Origin of the sequence: Paraburkholderia unamae (genome assembly GCF_003096875.1) — a bacterium.
In the GTDB taxonomy this organism is placed as follows: Bacteria; Pseudomonadota; Gammaproteobacteria; order Burkholderiales; family Burkholderiaceae; genus Paraburkholderia; species Paraburkholderia unamae.
Genome location: NZ_QEOB01000025.1, coordinates 90,729 through 107,314, shown reverse-complemented (window position 1 = coordinate 107,314; position 16,586 = coordinate 90,729). Strand labels below are relative to the sequence as shown.

Sequence of the window (16,586 nt, the reverse complement as noted above, 5' to 3'; positions counted from 1 at the left end):
CGCGCCGGACCTCGCCTCAACCCGCGGGCACGATGCCCAGCGCCGCTTGCACGGCATGAATGAAGTGCGCGCCGTCGAAGGGCTTGTGCAGGTACGAAACAGCGCCGGATGCATAGGCCTCGTCGCGCACGCCGGCTTCGTCGCGCGCGGTGATGACGATTACCGGCATCCCCGTATGCGCGATGCGCCGTTGAACCGCCAGGCCGCTCAAGCCGGGCAACTGCACGTCGAGCACGGCGCAGCCCGGTTGCGGCCCATATGCGCCGGACTGTGCAGACTGCGCTGCGAGCAGGCCGAGCGCGCCCAGAAAGTCCTCGCCGCTACGAAAGATCCGCGCGCCGATGCCTGCCGTGCGCAACAGGCGTTGCAGCGCGCGGCCGACCGATTCGTCGTCGTCCACCACGGCCACCCACGGTTGGGCATCGAGCATGTTCGCGCATTCCTTGTTTCGCAGCCCAGGCCCGCGTGCGGGCCCAGGCGCGGGCGATCAGACGGTATCCGGCACGTACCGGTAGGGGTAGCCCGGGTCCACATAACCCTGAGCCTTCTGCCGGGCGGGCAACACGATCTTTTCGCGCGGCAGCGGCTCGTACGGAATGCTGCTCAGCAGATGATTGATGACGTTCAGGCGCGCCCGTTTCTTGTCGTCGGATCGGACTACGAACCATGGCGATTCCGGCGTATCCGTCATGTCGAACATTTCGTCGCGCGCGCGTGAGTAGTCGTACCAGCGCCGATACGATTCGAGGTCCATGGGCGAGAGCTTCCAGATCTTGCGCGGGTCGTTGATGCGCGACTCGAGACGCCGGGTTTGCTCTTTCTGGCTCACTTCGAGCCAGTATTTGATGAGGATCGTGCCCGAGTCGATGATGGCGCGCTCGATGAGCGGCACGCCGCGCAGAAACTCGTGCGCCTGCTGCTCCGTGCAGAAGCCCATCACGCGCTCCACGCCCGCGCGGTTATACCAGCTACGGTCGAACACGACGATTTCGCCGGCGGCGGGCAGATGCGGCAGGTAGCGCTGGAAGTACATCTGCGATTTTTCGCGCTCGGTGGGCGCCGGCAGCGCGAACACGCGGAACACGCGCGGACTCACGCGCTCGGTGAGCGCCTTGATGGTGCCGCCCTTGCCCGCGCCGTCGCGCCCCTCGAACAAGATGCACACGCGCTTGCGATTCTTGACGACCCATTCCTGCAAGCGGACGAGTTCGCCATGCAGCCGCGTCAGTTCCTTTTGGTACGCTTTCTCGCTGAGTTTTTCGACCGGCTCTTCTGTGTGCTCAGCTTTCACTTCCTGTTTTTTTGCCATGGAGTCGCTCCACGCGAAATTCGCCTCCCACGAGGCGGATCCATCCACTATGGTGGGCGAAAATTGATCGCGCAATAGGACTTTGGGCTAAGCCCGGATTGCGTTGACATCGAACAGGTGAGCGCGCCTCGAATACGCGCCTCAATCGTGTGCGTAATTGAACTCCGGCATGGCCTTGAGCTGGGCCTTGTCCGCCTGTAGCACGATCTGCCGGCTGCTGATGCGCAGATCGTTGAACGGTACGGCCACGAGATGCTTGCCCATGCCGAGAAAGCCGCCTACCGAGAGAATCGCGAAGGCGCCGTCGTTGGGCGATTCGAGCACGATGTCGTCGATCGCGCCGATCTTGCTGCCGCTGTTGTCGTACACCTCCGAGCCCACGAGCTTCGAGGCGCGAAAGCCGGTGCCCGACTGAACCGTCGCCATACGCTGCACTGCGATGTTTTGCGGCGCGCCCTGGGCCAGCGCCAAGGTGAAGAACCCCGGCCCGCAACCCAGGGCGACAGCGAGCGCCACAGCATGACGCGAAAGCAGGCGGCGCAAATCAAGCGGGCGTTGCGATTGTGTCGTCATGGTATCCCCTCCCTCCTGCGAATTCGCGATGGATACCGGACCATTGCAAACGCTATGCCCGGCGGCGTCCCTGGCCCCGCTCAGGCAGGCGTTGCCCAATGGTCGAGGAGCGGCCCGTGTTCGCCATCAAGCGGATCGCGTGCGGGAAACGGCAGCGCCTGCATGGCGCGCAGTTCCGCGGCCGTGAGCGCGTCGCGCCGGATGTCCCACTGCTGCCCGCGTGGATAGCCGCCCGCTACGTGAAATCCGCCGGCCAGCGAAAGCAGGCAATGCCCCGTGCCGGCAGGCAGCAGCAACGCGTCGCCCGCGTGCACGCGCAGCACGCGTCCGCCCGGCCCGCCGAGAATCAGCTCGGCCGTGCCCGCGTACACGCCCAGCACCTCGTGCGCCGTGGAGTGGAAATGGTGATAGTCGAATACGCCGTCCAACCATTGGACCGGCCATTCGTTCGCCTCGAAGCGCTCGGTGAATGTCCGCGCGAGATCCTGCGTGCCCGGCGCGAGCGCGCGTCGATAGACGACCACGGGAAGCCGCGCGTTGTTCGGCACCCAACCGTGCGGGCCGAGATGGAACGCTTCCACGCCGCCTGCGTGCTCAGGCGCACGGCGTTCGGCCGGCTTGCGAGATTGACGCGGCGTGTTGAATGAATGAAATTCGTCATGTTTGTGCATCGTCACTGCCCCTTCGCATCGCCGCGCCCGACGCGCCGTGTGCGGTCGTCGCTTTCGTCGCGCTCGTTGCGCCGCTCGCCGGTCGCTTCGCGTGATGCGGTTTATGGTTCGCGGAATGTGTCGTTCGCGTGGTTTGTCCACGCTTGCCGGCAGGCACGCCTTGCTCGACACCGTGGCTCGGCGCGGGATAAACGCCGTTGGCCTTGGCGCCGCTCGATTCCGTTGTCGGCGCCGTGGTGGGACGATCCGCGCCGCTATTGTCCTGCGCGTGCGCGGTGCCCACGCCTGCGAACGCCGAAGCGCCGGCAAGGAAAGCCATCCTCAACGCGGTGTGCAGATTCATCGGCCATCCTCCTTGCGGCTTGTGGCGCGTAAATGGACTTCACATGCCTCACGCAGCAACCTGCGTACCGGGCCGCCGCGCACGCGTGAATCGCAGGAAAATCGATTCGCGATCCCAGGTAACGCCAGGTAACTGAAAGGCGACTGAAGCGCCTGCGGCGGCGCCCGCCGGGAAAAGCGCCAGATGGACGATGCCACGCGGCACAGTGCTTGCTGTAACGGATGCATACGGATGCGCGCGTGCGCCGAATATCCGGCGCACGCTTCGCGCAACCTGGAGAGGTCCATGCTTTCGAACCCGCTGAGTTCCCCTCGCCCGCCACTCGCTGCATGCCTGCTACGCCGCACGCCCGAGGCGCATCTGCCAACGGAGGAGCCCAACGACCCGCACCGCCCGCCGCCTCCACCCCGGGTGCCGGACAGCGAACCGCCCCCGGTGCCCGCGGGCGACCCGCCGCCCGAGGCACCGCCCGAGCGCCTGCGCTAGCGGGCCGGTTTAGCGCCTGGGCGGCTCCTCTTCGTCGGGCAAATCGAGGTCGTCGAAATTGTCCGCGAGCGGGTACGAATCGATACGATCGGGCAGCACGTCGCCGTCCGGCGCGAGCAAGGCGTCGCCATCGGCGGCGAGACGCTCACCCGTGCCCGTGCGATCCGTGTCGCTTTGCGCCTCGGTCTTGCCCTCTTCGAGCGCGTGATTGTCGAGTTCGCTGTCGCTGTCGCGGTCGAAGTCGTGGCGCTTCGCGCCGCGCGTATCGCTGCCCGTGTCCGACGCGTCGCCGGGGCCGAGCGAATCGATGTCGTGTCCGGGTGGGCCGGCTTGCGGCAGGTCGTCGTTGTCGGGGTCGAGCGTGCTGGTCATCGTGTCCTCCTTGTCGGGGATTGTCGATGCCCTTTCCCAGCAGATCGCGTGCCGCGGCACGTTTGCCTAACGCTCCGAACCGCCGTGCGGCGGCAGCGCGAAACCCGCATTGCGGGCGGCTTGCAGTTCGCCGCGCGAGCAGCCGAGCAACGCCTTGATCTGGTCCGGGTCGGCAGGCTTCGTGATGTGCCAGTCAAAGCCTGCCGCGATCGTCTTGCGCCGGTCCTCGTCCTGCCCCCAGCCCGTGAGCGCCACCACCACCATATCCCGCGCCTGCGGCATCGCACGCAGCGCGCGCGCCACTTCGTAGCCGCTCAGGTCCGGCATGCCGAGGTCGAGCAGCACGGCCTGCGGCTCGAACGCGCGGGCGAGCGCCAACGCGGCCTCGCCCGCATGCGCCACGCGCACGTCGTGGCCCGCGATCGAGAGCAGCATGGCGAGGCTTTCGGCCGCGTCGCGATTGTCGTCGACCACAAGCACGCGCCGCACGGCGCGCGCGATCAAAGTGCTCTCCTTCGCCGCGCCGCGCTCGGGCGTAGTGGGCACGACGATCGGCAACGAAACCACGAACTCGCTGCCAAGTTGAATACCGTCGCTCGATGCGCGGATCGTGCCGCCGTGCAGTTCCACGAGCCCTTTCGAGAGCGCGAGACCAACGCCGAGGCCACCTTCCGCACGCGACGAACCCGCGTCGATCTGCGCGAACATCGCAAAGAGCCGCTCATGCGCGTCGGGTGGCAAGCCAATGCCGTTGTCCTTCACCGAGAGTTCGACGAGCGCCCCCTCCACGCCCACAGTCACCTCGATGCGGCCGCCCGGATCGGTGTACTTGCCCGCGTTGTTCAGCAGGTTCGAGATCACCTGCGCGAGGCGCAGCGGGTCGGCGTCGACGAGCACGTCGGCGTTCGGCGCGTGCACGAAGAGTTGATGGCGCTTGCGCTCGAGTAGCGGCCGCGACGCTTCCACGGCCGTGCGCACCACGCCGCCGAGTCCCACCACGTCGCGGCGCAGATCGAGCTTGCCGCAGGTGATGCGCGCGAGGTCGAGCAGATCGTCGAGGAGTCCTGACATGTGACCGACCTGACGCCGGATCACGTCGATGGCCCACCTGAGCTGCTCGGGCGTGAGCAGCGCCGAATCGAGAATGGCGGCAGCGCTGCGGATCGGCGCGAGCGGGTTGCGCAGTTCGTGCGAGAGCGTGGCGAGAAACTGGTCCTTCTGGTGATCGGCCTCTTCGAGCTGGCGGCGCACGCGCACCTGCGCGGAGATGTTGCGCAAATAGCAGACCAGTCCGAAGCGGTTCTCGGGCAGCGGCGTGCGATGCACCTCCCACTCGTAGCACTCGGTGACATCGCTGTCGCGCCGCGTCTCCATGCGCTCGGGCGTGTGATGCGGCGCGCCCGTCGCCAGCGTGCGGCGAAAGATCGCCACGATCTCGTCCGCGTACGCATCGCTCCACACGCGGCGCATTACCGCGCCGATGTCCTGGCCGATCAGGTCCGGTTCGCCGCCGAGCAGCGGTTGCGCCGCCGGGTTCACCTGACGAATGCGCAGGTCCTGATCGACGAGATAGACGCCGAGCGGCGCCTCGTTCAACAGCGTCTCGAATTGGGCCGTGCGCAGACGCAGCGCCTCCTGGTCGCGCTTGCGTCCGGTGACGTCGGACATCAGCACGGCGGCGCCCTGTGCGGCTGCGGCCGGATAGATGCGCGTTTCGAACCAGCGTTCGCGCGTCGGGCCATGCGTCTCGCACTGGTGGGCTGCACGCGTGCGCAAGGCGTCGAGCAGGGTTTCGGCAAAACCGTTGTGCGCGAGCTCCGGACACACGTCGAAGAGAGGCTGGCCAAGGACCTGCGCAGCGGGCAGCCCCGCCATCTCGAGAAAACGTGGATTGACGAGCGTGATGCGCGCGGATTCGTCGACAAGGAAGAACGGATCCTGAAGGCTCGATAGCGCGAGTTCGAGCAACTGTTCGTTGGCGCGGCGGATCTGCGTGCGTTCGAGCAGCGAGCCCACGCGCGCGCTCAACTCGCGCGCCGGAAACGGCTTGACGAGGTAGTCGTCGGCGCCGGCGTCGAGGCCGTCGATGCGCGCCTCCTCGCCCGCGCGCGCGGAAAGCAGGATGAACGGCACGTCGCGCAGCGCGCTGTCGCGGCGCACGGCGGCGAGCAGGCCGAAGCCGTCGAGGCGCGGCATCATCACGTCGGAGAGGATCAAGTCGGGCGTCGCGCGGCGTGCGGCTTCGAGCGCGGCAACGCCGTCGGCGGCGACTTCGACGCGGTACGCCGGCGCGAGCAGCGAGCCGACATAGGCGCGCATGTCGGCGTTGTCGTCCACGAGCAGCACGCGCGCGCCGAAGGTGCCCGCGAAGCGCCGGTCGCGCAGCGTGGGCGTCCATGTGCCCGCGACGAGGCCGCCGTCCGCGCCTTCGTGCTCGCCGCCATTGCGATCGCTCGCGCTCGCCGGGGCGCGGGCCTCATCTTCTTCGGCCTCGCCCTGCGCGGCCAGGCCGAGCCAGCCCGCCGCCTCGTCGGCGAAGACGCCCGCCGGGTTCGGCGCGGCATGCTCCGGCGCGCGCCCGCGAATGCGCTCGGGCGGCAGATGCGCGCTGCCCGTGGGCACGCGCACCGTGAAGCGCGAGCCGCGCCCCAGTTCGCTCGCGGCCTCGATCGTCCCGCCGTGCAGCTTGACGAGTTCCTGCACGAGTGCGAGCCCGATGCCCGAACCTTCCTGCGAGCGCCCGTGGGTGCCCTCCACGCGGTGAAAGCGCTCGAAAATGCGGCCCATTTCGTGCGCGGGAATGCCATTGCCCGTGTCTTCGACTGTCAGCACGGCATGCCCGCGCTCGCGCGCAAGCCGCACCTCGATATGCCCCGTCAACGTGAACTTGAAGGCGTTGGAGATCAGATTGAGGACGATCTTTTCCCACATCTGCCGGTCGACGAACACCGGCTCGTCGAGACTGCACTGCACGCGCAGCGCGAGGCCGGCGCGCTCGATGGCCGAGCGGAAATGGCTCGCGGCGGCCTGGGTGAGGCGCGCGAGTTCCGTCGGTTCGAAGCAGACGTCGATACGCCCCGCTTCGATGCGCGCGAAATCGAGCAGCGAATTGACGAGCCGCAGCAGACGGTGGCCGCTGCGCCGCGCAAGCCGCAGCAAAGCCAGGCGCTCGCCGCGCGGCTCGCTTTCCACGAGGTCTTCGAGTGGCGAGAGCATCAGCATGAGCGGCGTGCGCAACTCATGGCTCACGTTCGAGAAAAACGCCGTCTTGGCGCGGTCGAGCGCGGCAAGCTGCTCGGCGCGCTCGCGCTCGCTCTCGAAGGCCCGTACGCCTTCCAGCGTGCTGCCCGCTTGCGTGGCAATCAGTTCGAAAAAGCGCCGGTAATCGTCGTCGAGGGCGAGGCGCGGACTCACGCCCGCGACGAGATAGCCGAATGGCGCGTCGCTCGCGTGCGGGCCCTGGCGCATGAGCGGCACGATCACGGCGCGGCTCGCGGGCTCGGGCCACGCGGACAGCGCGGGCAGCATGTCGTCCAGTGCCTCGGCCACGACGAGCGCACGCGTGCGCGCCGCTTCGCGCATGGCCTCGGCCAGCGCGCTTGCGTGCGCCGCGTCGGCCGGGAGATTCGCGGCCAGCGGGTGCGTGGAGCCCGCGCAGCGCGCGAACGCGGCGCCCGGCTCCTGCGCGCCTGCGCCCGCGAGATAGAGCGCGACGAACGGCAGGTCGCGGCGATTCTCGCCGAGCACGGCGAGCATCTCCTCGCAAGCAAGGGCCGTCGTCTGCACATGGCGCGCCGCGCCGGAAAGCTGCGCCACCGTGGCGAGCCGCCGCTCGGAGAGCACGCGCCGGGTGTCCTCGGTCACGACGCACAACATGCCTTCCACGCGGCCGCTGTCGCCGTGCGCCGGGCTGTACGAAAAGGTGTGCCAGGTTTCTTCCTTGAAGCCGTTGCGCTCCAGAATCAGCAGCAGGTTTTCGTCCCAGGTCGCCTCGCCCGTGCTCAGGACGTACTCGATGCGCGAGCCCGCCTCCTGCCAGACCTCGGCCCAAACCTCGCGTGCGGGCGCGCCGATGAAGCGCTGCTTGACCCCGAGCGTCGGCCGGTAGGCGTCGTTGCAAAGGAAGGTCAGCTCGGGCCCCCAGGCGAGCCACATTGCGTAGCGCGAGCCGAGCATGAGCCGCACGACGGTTTGCAGACTGCGCGACCACGACGCGGCGTTGCCCAGCGGCGTCGCGGACCAGTCGAAGTCACGCACCATCTCGGCCATGCCGGGCGGCGCCTGTGCGGTCGCGGGTGCGGACATGGACACCACCGTCGACGCGGCCTGCAAAGAGGCGTGGACGTTCTCGTTCGGTTCAGCGGTCATCGGTAGTGCGCTCCCGTAGTGCGCTCCCGCAGCGGCTTGTGGTCGGCGTCCTGCCTTCGCGCCCTCTGGAGGGGCGCACCCCTGGCGCATTTTGCGCGCCCGGCCGGGCGCGCGGGGGCATGCATGTGCGCTTTCGCGCCGCGTGTCACGTCAGACGAATGCGCTCAACCTGCGGACTGGAGCCGATGCAGCAGGGCCGACTTCACCTCGGGCCATTCGTCCTCGATGATGCTAAAGCGCACCGAGTCGCGCTTGCGGCCGTCCGGCATGATGCGCTCGCGGCGCACCACGCCCTCTTCCTTCGCGCCCAGCCGCAGGATGGCGGCGCGCGATTTCGCGTTGAGCACGTCGGTCGTGAATTGCACGCGCACGCAGTCGAGCGTCTCGAACGCGTAGCGCAGCATGAGGAATTTGGCCTCGGTGTTGGCGACCGTGCGCTGCGCCGACGCGGCGAGCCACGTGGAGCCGATCTCCAGCTTGCGGTTCACGCGGTCCACTTTCCAGAAGCGCGTGCTGCCCACCACCCGGCCGCTCTCGCGCAGCCGGATCGTGAACGGGATCACAGTGCCCGCCTGCGCGCCCGCGAGCGCGGCGGCGATCCAGGCTTCGACGGTTTCAGGCCCCGGCACGACCGTGACCTTGAGGTTCCAGAGTTCGCCGTCCGACGCGGCGGCGACCAGGTTCGCGGCATCTTGTGCGCACAGGGGGCGCAGTTCGATCACGCGGCCGGTAAGCGTGGGCAGGGAATCGGGCGCGGACGGGAAAGTCGCGTTGGTGTGGCCAGTCATGGCGGCTTGGGTTGAACAGAGGTGGCAGGAAATTCGCGCGCACCGCACCGGGTGCTTGCGCATTCTAGCGCCGCGGCGCGCTGCCGGGCCCACCCCGCCCGCGCCGCGCGAGCCGTTACAATCGCGCTCGGCCCCTCGCCGCGCAAGGCTGGGCGCCATCCGACCCCGCAACCTCGCGCATCGCACCATGGCCCGCATCCAGCTCCAGTTTCCCAAAGACCAGTTCTATTACTCGACCCACCTCACGGTGCGCGTCACCGACATCAATTCGGCCAATCACCTCGCCAACGATTCGATGATCTCGATGATCTCCGAGGCCCGCGCGCGCTTCCTGTTCGATGCGGGCATCGAGGGCATGAAGGACGCACACACGAGCATCATCGTCACCGACCTCGCGACGACCTATCGCGCCGAAGCCTACGCGCGCGACCAGTTGTGCTTCGAAGTGGGCATCATGGATTTCAACAGGTACGGCGGCGACATCATCTTCCGCATCACGCGTCCGGCCGATGGCGCGCTCGTCGCCATGGCGAAGTCCGGTTTCGTGTTTTTCGATTACGAGGCGAAAAAGGTCGTGCCGATGCCGCAAGCGTTTCGCGAGAAGTTTCCGCTCGTGAATACCGTGGGCTGACGCGCGACGTCGAGCCAAACGGCGCTCAACGCGGCTGGAACATGATGAGCGCCATCCCGGCCAGCGTGAACGCCACGCCGGCCCAGTCCCAGGCGCTCGGCCGGATCGCCTCGACGGCCCAGAGCCACACCAGCGCGACGCAGACATAAACGCCGCCATAGGCCGCATAAGTGCGCCCGGCGGCCGTGGGATGGAGCGTGAGCAGCCACGCGAAAAGCGCAAGCGAGGCAGCGGCGGGCACGAGCAGCCACACGCTCGCGCCTTCGCGCAGCCAGCGGTACGGCAAATAGCAGCCGACGATCTCGGCAAGCGCGGTTACGACGAAAAGCAGGAACGTCTTCATGGGCGGCGGCCGGATGGCGGGGGCGCCCATGGTAACGCAGAAGGCCCGGGCGCTCCCGACACCAACGCGCCTCGAACCTCGATCTATCCCGGCACTTCAGGGCCGCTCGCCGCGTGCGAGCCGCGCTTCGATTTCGCTCACCACGGGCAGCAGGTCGGCCACGCTGTCGATCACGTAGTGCGCGCCCGCCGCACGCAGGCGCTCCACGGCCGCCGCGCGGCGGCGCGCGAATTCGTCGGGCGCGAGCGCGTGGACTTCTTCCTCGGTCAGGCCGAACGCGTTGCCGCTCACGGCCACGCCGACCGTCCACGTGCCCCCGTTGATGCCCTCCTCGATGCCGACTTCGGTGTCGTCCACCTTGATCGCATCGCGCGCGAGCCACACGCCGAGTTGCGGCAGCGTGCGGTAGATCATGTAGGGCGACGGGCGGCCCTCGGGCGTGTCGCCCGTGCAAACGATGCTGTCCGCCTCGAAGCCCTGTTCCTTCGCGCCCGGCACGATCTGGTCGATGATCTCGCGCGTGTAGCCCGTGGTCGAGCCGATGCGCACGCCGTCGGCGCGCAGCGCGGCCGTCACGGCGGCCACGCCCGGAATCACGTCGCTGTACTGCGCGGCCACGGCCACATTCTTCGGCACGAAGACGTCATACACGGCGTCGATGTCGGCCTCGCCCGGCAAGTGGCCGTAGCGCGCTTCCCACGCCGCGGCGACACGGGGCAGCGCCATCAGCGCCGCGATGTGCGGGCGCTTGGCCATGCCCATCGGGCCGCGCGCTTCGTCGATCGTGACCGGCACGCCGAACTCCTCGAAGGTCTCGACGAAGGCGCCCATCGGCGCGCGCGAGCCGTAGTCGACCACGGTGCCGGCCCAGTCGAAGATCACTGCCTTGACATGTTTCATTGCTTGCGTCCTGCAAAAAATCGATGCTGTGAAGTCGTTGCGCCGCCCATGCGTTGAGGCGAACGCATAGCCGGATCACGCCGCGAGGGCTTCGCGCGCGCCGAGGTCGGCCGTCGCGGGCGCGGCGCTCGCCACGCCGAGCGCGCGCAGCGCTTCGCCGCAGGCCTCCACCACGCGGCGCATGACGCTTGCGTCGAGCGCGCCGATGCAGCCAATGCGAAAACTCTCCACGCTGGTGAGCTTGCCCGGATAAATGATGAAACCGCGCGCCTTCATGAGTTCGTAGAAGCGCGCGAAGTCGAATGCCGGATCGGCGGGCGAAAAGAACGTGACGATGATCGGCGAGCGCCAGCCTTCGGTGAGCAGCGGCTCGAAGCCGAGCGCGCCCATGCCTTCGACGAGCACGTCGCGGTTGTGCGCATAGCGCGCGAGCCGGCCGGGCTGGCCGCCTTCGAGCGCATGCAGGCGCAGCGCCTCGATGAACGCGGCCACCGCGTGCGTCGGCGGCGTGAAGCGCCACTGCCCGGTGCGGTTCATGACGTCCCACTGGTCGTGCACGTCGAGCGCGAGCGAGTGGCTCACGCCTTTGGCCTCGCGCAGCACGCTCTGCTTCGCGATCACGAAGCCGAAGCCCGGCACGCCTTCAATGCATTTGTTCGCCGACGACACGAACGCGTCGCACGGCAGCGTGCGCACGTCGAGCGGCACGGCGCCGAACGCGCTCATCGAGTCGATCAACAGGCGCCGGCCGTGGCGCGCCGTCACCGCGGCGATCTCCTCGATCGGGTTCAGGATGCCCGAGCTGGTTTCGCAGTGGACCACGACCACGTGGGTGATGTCCGGGTTCGCGTCGAGCAGGCGCTCGACGTCGGCCGCGCGCGGCGGCAGGTAGTCGCCGGTGTCGTGCACGGTGTGCTGGCGGCCCAGGTAGCGCAGCGTCGAGGCGATGCGCTTGCCGTACGCGCCGTTGGCGAGCACGAGCGCGTGGCCGTCGCGCGGCACGAAACTGCCGAGCATCGCCTCCACGCAGTAGCTGCCGCTGCCCTGCATCGGCACGCAGTCGTAGTCGCCCTGCGCGTCGCCCGCGATGTCGAGCAGCGCGCGGCGCAACTGTGCGGTCATGGCGCGGAAGTCGGCGTCCCACGAGCCCCAGTCGCGCTGCATCGCGGCCTTGGTCGAGGCCGCCGTGGTGAGCGGGCCGGGGGTCAGGAGATACGGCTCGGCGGGGAGGGTCATGCGGGCTCCGGTGGGCATCAGGACAGTCGATGCCGACACGTTAGCGCAGCGCCATGCATCGGTAAAATCGATATAATCGATGTCGATATAAGCCTGACTTATTGGTCGCGCCCGGCACTTTTATGACTTTTTCGTGACCATTTTGCGGAGTGCTTCGACATGCAATACGCCCAGTTGCGCGCTTTTCACGCGGTCGCCGAACACGGCGGGTTTTCGCGCGCCGCGCAGGCGCTCTCGCTCACGCAGCCGGCCGTGTCGGACCATGTGCGGCGGCTCGAACAGGATTTCGGGGTCAAGCTTTTCGAGCGCGGGCCGCGCAGCGTCGAGCTGACCGAACTCGGGCGGCGCCTGTTCGCGGTCACGCGTCAGATGGTGGGCTGCGAGCGCGACGCGCGGCGCCTGCTCGAAGCGGCGGGCGCACTCGAATCGGGCGAGCTCGCCCTCGCCGCCGACGCGCCCGATCTCGCCATCAAGCTGATCGGCGCGTTCCGGCGGCGCTATCCGGGCGTGGTGATCAAGCTCTCGATCGCCAATGCGACCGAATGCATGCGCCGCGTGCTCGCGAGCGAGGCCGACGCCGCCATCACGGCCGCGCGCCAGGTGCATAGCCGGCTCCAGGCGCGCGTGCTGCGCGAGGAACCGCTCGTGGCGGTCGTGCCCGCGGACAGCCCCGCCGCGAAAAAGCGCCGCATGACCTATGAGGAACTCGTGCGCGAGCCGATGGTGTTTCGCGAAACGCATTCGGTCACGCAGCAACTGCTCGAAGCCGAACTCGTGCGCAAAGGGCTACAGGTGCAGCCCGTGCTCTATGTGGACGGCCGCGAGGCCCTGCAAACGGCCATCGCGCAGGGCGTGGGCGTGGGCGTGATCGCGCATGCGGAATTCGGCGAGTCGAGGCGTATCCGCATGCTGCCGCTCGCGGACTGCCAGGTGCGCATGGTCGAATCGCTCACGCGGCTCGCCGACACCTCGTCGTCGAATCTGCTCGACGCGCTCTTTGCGACGCCGCTCGACTGAACGCGCTGCCGCTGACTGGTGCTGACTCGCGCATTCCTGCACCGGGCTCAGGACACGACAATATCCGTGCCTACCGCGTGCAGCAGGTCGCGCAGCGTTTCGGCCTGCTCCATGCGCGCACCGTGGCGCAAATGGATGCGCAGCGCATGCCCCGCGATGCCCTCGACCGGGCGCGCGAGCCAAAGCTCGACGGCGAGCCCCAGTCCGTCGGGTGCATCGGGCGCGACGGGTTCGACGACGCGCGGCTTGAAGGAAGCGGATTCGGACATGTCGGGACCTCGTCAGTGGCGGGATCGACTTCATCGTAGCGAGGCGGCACGCGCGCGCCAAACGAGAAATCCGCGTATGCAAATGAGCGTCGTGCGCCATTGGATTGCGCGAATGGCGGCATTCGCGCCCGGCCCGCTGCGCGCGATTTTTCGCGGCCGCTATGCAAAACCCCGCAACCCTTGTCCGGCAGTGCGTGGCACACTGGGCGCATCGTTCCGCCCGGCACTGCGTTGCACGGGAATTGATGGGAGACACGCCTGATGGAACGCCCCTATACCGATCGGCGAGAAGCGGGCCGCCTGCTCGCCACCCAGCTTTCGGCCTATGCCGGCAGACGCGACGTGATCGTGCTCGCCCTGCCGCGCGGCGGCGTGCCGGTGGCCTACGAAATCGCGCGGACGCTGCGGGTCGCGCTCGACGTGCTGCCCGTGTGCAAGCTCGGCTTGCCCTGGCAGCCGGAGCTCGCCATGGGCGCGCTGTCGTCGAACGGCGCGCAGTACGTGGACAGTGCGCTCGTGCGCACCGCCGGCGTGAGCGAAGCGCAACTGCAAAGCGCGATGGCGCTCGCGCGCATCGAGCTTGGCCGCCGCGAGGCGCGCTATCGCGGCGAGCGCGCGCCGCTCGCGGTGGCGGGACGCGTGGCGATTGTCGTCGATGACGGCATGGCCACCGGTGCCTCGCTCAAGGCGGCGGCCCATGCGCTCGCGACGCTCGGCCCCGCGCGCATCGTCGCCGCCCTGCCCGTCGCGCCGGCGGGCTCGCAAGACCGCCTCACCGGCGCCGTGGACGAATTCGTCTGCGCGCGCATGCCCGCGACGTTCTACAGCGTCGGTCAGTTCTATCTCGACTTCGACCAGGTCGACGACGAAACGGTGCGTGAACTGCTGGACGCAGCCGCCGCTGACGACGGCGGCAACGCAGCCGGGCCCGCCTGAGCCGGGCTCTAGCGCACCGGATTCGAGGCGTGCTCGCCCACCACGGTCTGCCACGGCCTCACGCGCCAGCTTTTCACGAGCCCCGCGAGCACATAAGGATCGGCGCGTGCGAATGCCTCGGCGGCGGCCGGGCTGTCGCCCTGAAAAAGCAGCAGCGCATTGTCGACGGGCTCGGCAATCGCGCCCGCGAGCAGCAGTTCGCCGCGCCCGGCGGCGGCCCACGCCAGCGCCAGATGCGCGCTGCGGTGCTCCGCGCGGCGCTCGAGATAGTCGTCGGTGAGTTCGTACATCAAGAGGTAGTGCATGTGTGCTCTCCCAGGCGTTGCGGCCACGGCGAAACCCGCATGCCGGCCGGTAGCGGACATTGTGCAGCAGCGCGCGCGTCAACCGAACACATGGCCGCGTCGTTTTAATGGCGGCTTTGCCATAATGATGGCCGCGCGAAGCGCACCTGCCATTACGGCATGGCCGCACGTCTACCGACAACGTCCAAATCCAAGGGAGTGAACGATGAAGATGCAATCCGTCATTGCTGCAATCGTGCTGGGCGGCGTGCTGGCCGCGCCAGCGTTCGCGCAAACCGCCGCGCCCGCTTCGGCGCCCGCCGCGAACAGCCAGCAGAACAAGATGAAAACCTGCAACACCCAGGCCGGCGACAAGAAAGGCGACGAGCGCAAGGCGTTCATGAAGCAGTGCCTCTCGGCCGCGGGCGTCCCGGCGCCGACGATGAGCCAGCAGGAACGCATGAAGGCGTGCAACACCCAGGCCGCCGACAAGAAGGGCGACGACCGCAAGGCGTTCATGAAGCAGTGCCTCTCGACGAAGAGCTAAGCGACACCGGCCTCGTCCGCAGGAACCGCGCGCCGCAGCCTGTGCTGCGGCGTTTTTTTTGCGTGCGGATTTTGTGCGCCGCAATGCGACTGGCCGCATGGCCCGCACAGGTAGTCCGTTGTGCGAATCATCACGCTGAAGCATGATTCCTGGCAGTCCCACGCAGCCGTCCCACGCAGCCCTCCCACGTAGTCGCCCTCATTCGGCCGCGTCGTTTTTCTCCTATGATGGCTCCAGCGGCGCTCCCTTCCCTCGCACAATCACACAAGCCATCGGGAGCGCCGCGTTGACGTTGATGCCAAAGGCATCGAACGGAGGCGCAGATGGCATGGAGACACAAGAACCGCTGGTTTCGCCGCTGGCTGCTGGTGATCGTCTTCTGGCTGGTGCCGGTGATGATCGTCGCGGTACGCGAGATTCAGGACGAAATGGCCTATAACCGCGCGGACCTGCAACGCGCGCTGACCACCTGGATGTTCAGCGACGCCGAGCGCGCCGCAGGCGCCCCGCTACGCTGCCACGGCACGCCCGCAACCGCGCGTGCGGCCGGTTGTCCCGCCGCGGTGCTCGCAGCGAACGCGCAGCGCCAGCAGGAGGCGCGCAACGAATACGCCATGCGGCGCTCGACGCTCGCAAGCTACTTGTGGCACGCCTTCGTCGGCTACTGGGTCGTGCCGGCGGCCGTGCTGCTCGGCATCGGCGTACTGCTCGGCGGCGTGCGCCGCGCACTGCGCCGCCCGGCGGCAAAACCGGTGCCGGAACGCTAGCGCTTATCCCATATGGCGTTGCTTCGTGCTTACCCTGCGCATCCTCAAAGTGCGGAAGGAAACGTTCGTGTTATAACGCGAGCAGCGTCGCTGCATTGCGACGCACGGCAACCAGAACGGAGAACAAGATGACCGCATCCCGCTTCATTTTGAAGACTTCTGTAGCAATCGCCATTGGCGCGGCAGCACTCTCGGGTTGTACCACCACCGGCAGCGACGCACCCAGCGCCGCCACGAACGCCTCCCGCGCGCAGGCAATCGACTCCGACACCGACGCCGCGCTGTCGCGCCTGTTCCAGACCGTGCCGGGTTCGCGCGAGCTCGTTGGCAAGGCCCGCGGCATTCTCGTCTTCCCGCGCGTGATCCAGGCCGGTATCGGCGTGGGCGGCGAACACGGCGACGGCGCGCTGCGCGTGGGCGGCAGCACGGTTGGCTACTTCAGCACCTCGTCGGCCTCGGTCGGCGCGACGCTCGGCGTGCAGTCGAAGTCCGTCATCTATCTCTTCATGACGCAGGAAGCGCTCGACAAATTCCGCAATTCGAACGGTTGGGCCGTGGGCGGCGACGCTTCGGTCGCACTCGTGAAGGTCGGCGCGAACGGCACCATCGACACCACCACGGGCACCCATCCGGTGGAAGTCTTCGTGCTCACCAACAGCGGCCTGATCGGCGATCTCTCGCTCGGCGGCACGAAGATCACGAAGCTCGCGCTCTAAGTCTCGCCCCGGTTCATCGCACGTCCGCGC

19 protein-coding genes are annotated in these 16,586 nt (G+C 68.0%); 6 read left to right on the top strand and 13 right to left on the bottom strand.

The window, feature by feature from the left end:
* Positions 1–16: 16 nt before the first annotated feature.
* The 8 genes from C7402_RS37415 to C7402_RS37380 form a co-directional block, all read right to left on the bottom strand.
* On the bottom strand, positions 17–430 hold the full coding sequence (locus C7402_RS37415; RefSeq protein ID WP_116614138.1) for a response regulator transcription factor: 414 nt from the start codon (positions 428–430) through the stop codon (positions 17–19).
* A 57-nt stretch (positions 431–487) separates the two neighbouring features.
* On the bottom strand, positions 488–1,309 hold the full coding sequence (ppk2, locus tag C7402_RS37410) for a polyphosphate kinase 2 (protein WP_116614137.1): 822 nt from the start codon (positions 1,307–1,309) through the stop codon (positions 488–490).
* Positions 1,310–1,450: 141 nt separating this feature from the next.
* Positions 1,451–1,882, bottom strand: coding sequence for a PRC-barrel domain-containing protein (locus C7402_RS37405; protein WP_116614136.1), 432 nt, complete (start codon positions 1,880–1,882; stop codon positions 1,451–1,453).
* Between the two features lie 80 nt (positions 1,883–1,962).
* Complete coding sequence (locus C7402_RS37400) at positions 1,963–2,559, bottom strand: cupin (protein WP_372460415.1); 597 nt, start codon at positions 2,557–2,559, stop codon at positions 1,963–1,965.
* On the bottom strand, positions 2,540–2,896 hold the full coding sequence (locus tag C7402_RS37395; RefSeq protein WP_116614135.1) for a hypothetical protein: 357 nt from the start codon (positions 2,894–2,896) through the stop codon (positions 2,540–2,542). Before C7402_RS37395 ends, C7402_RS37400 begins: the two co-directional genes overlap by 20 nt.
* Before the next feature lie 495 nt (positions 2,897–3,391).
* Positions 3,392–3,754, bottom strand: coding sequence for a chemotaxis protein (locus C7402_RS37390; RefSeq protein WP_116614134.1), 363 nt, complete (start codon positions 3,752–3,754; stop codon positions 3,392–3,394).
* A 66-nt stretch (positions 3,755–3,820) separates the two neighbouring features.
* Positions 3,821–8,122: an ATP-binding protein gene (locus C7402_RS37385; RefSeq protein ID WP_165842090.1), complete on the bottom strand. Its 4,302-nt coding sequence runs from the start codon at positions 8,120–8,122 to the stop codon at positions 3,821–3,823.
* Between the two features lie 164 nt (positions 8,123–8,286).
* Positions 8,287–8,910, bottom strand: a complete 624-nt coding sequence (locus C7402_RS37380) for a GNAT family N-acetyltransferase (RefSeq protein WP_116614132.1) — start codon at positions 8,908–8,910, stop codon at positions 8,287–8,289.
* Between the two features lie 187 nt (positions 8,911–9,097).
* Between C7402_RS37380 and C7402_RS37375 the strand changes: the two genes are divergently transcribed.
* Positions 9,098–9,541, top strand: coding sequence for a thioesterase family protein (locus C7402_RS37375; protein WP_116614131.1), 444 nt, complete (start codon positions 9,098–9,100; stop codon positions 9,539–9,541).
* A 25-nt stretch (positions 9,542–9,566) separates the two neighbouring features.
* Here the strand turns inward: C7402_RS37375 and C7402_RS37370 are convergent, their stop codons facing one another.
* The 3 genes from C7402_RS37370 to C7402_RS37360 form a co-directional block, all read right to left on the bottom strand.
* The gene (locus C7402_RS37370) at positions 9,567–9,884 is read right to left on the bottom strand and encodes a YnfA family protein (RefSeq protein WP_116614147.1); all 318 of its coding nucleotides are present in this window, start codon (positions 9,882–9,884) and stop codon (positions 9,567–9,569) included.
* Between the two features lie 96 nt (positions 9,885–9,980).
* Positions 9,981–10,784: a phosphonoacetaldehyde hydrolase gene (phnX, locus tag C7402_RS37365; RefSeq protein ID WP_112176274.1), complete on the bottom strand. Its 804-nt coding sequence runs from the start codon at positions 10,782–10,784 to the stop codon at positions 9,981–9,983.
* A gap of 75 nt (positions 10,785–10,859) precedes the next feature.
* A complete protein-coding gene (locus tag C7402_RS37360; protein WP_208949067.1) occupies positions 10,860–12,020 on the bottom strand; it encodes a 2-aminoethylphosphonate--pyruvate transaminase in 1,161 nt (386 codons plus the stop codon).
* A gap of 159 nt (positions 12,021–12,179) precedes the next feature.
* Between C7402_RS37360 and C7402_RS37355 the strand changes: the two genes are divergently transcribed.
* Positions 12,180–13,037, top strand: a complete 858-nt coding sequence (locus C7402_RS37355; protein WP_116614129.1) for a LysR substrate-binding domain-containing protein — start codon at positions 12,180–12,182, stop codon at positions 13,035–13,037.
* A 47-nt stretch (positions 13,038–13,084) separates the two neighbouring features.
* Here C7402_RS37355 and C7402_RS37350 read toward each other — a convergent pair whose 3' ends face one another.
* Positions 13,085–13,306, bottom strand: coding sequence for a hypothetical protein (locus tag C7402_RS37350; protein ID WP_112176280.1), 222 nt, complete (start codon positions 13,304–13,306; stop codon positions 13,085–13,087).
* A 261-nt stretch (positions 13,307–13,567) separates the two neighbouring features.
* On the opposite strand from C7402_RS37350, the gene C7402_RS37345 reads away from it, so the two are divergent.
* Positions 13,568–14,242 (top strand): phosphoribosyltransferase, encoded by a 675-nt coding sequence (locus C7402_RS37345; RefSeq protein ID WP_116614128.1) that lies wholly within the window; start codon positions 13,568–13,570, stop codon positions 14,240–14,242.
* Between the two features lie 8 nt (positions 14,243–14,250).
* On the opposite strand, the gene C7402_RS37340 is transcribed toward C7402_RS37345, so the two are convergent.
* Positions 14,251–14,547, bottom strand: coding sequence for a YciI-like protein (locus tag C7402_RS37340; protein ID WP_116614127.1), 297 nt, complete (start codon positions 14,545–14,547; stop codon positions 14,251–14,253).
* 205 nt (positions 14,548–14,752) lie between these two features.
* On the opposite strand from C7402_RS37340, the gene C7402_RS37335 reads away from it, so the two are divergent.
* From C7402_RS37335 to C7402_RS37325, 3 genes are all read left to right on the top strand, one after another.
* Positions 14,753–15,073, top strand: coding sequence for a PsiF family protein (locus C7402_RS37335; protein ID WP_112176286.1), 321 nt, complete (start codon positions 14,753–14,755; stop codon positions 15,071–15,073).
* Between the two features lie 323 nt (positions 15,074–15,396).
* Positions 15,397–15,840, top strand: coding sequence for a hypothetical protein (locus C7402_RS37330; RefSeq protein ID WP_116614126.1), 444 nt, complete (start codon positions 15,397–15,399; stop codon positions 15,838–15,840).
* A gap of 128 nt (positions 15,841–15,968) precedes the next feature.
* A complete protein-coding gene (locus C7402_RS37325; protein WP_112176290.1) occupies positions 15,969–16,556 on the top strand; it encodes a BPSL1445 family SYLF domain-containing lipoprotein in 588 nt (195 codons plus the stop codon).
* Positions 16,557–16,586: the final 30 nt, after the last annotated feature.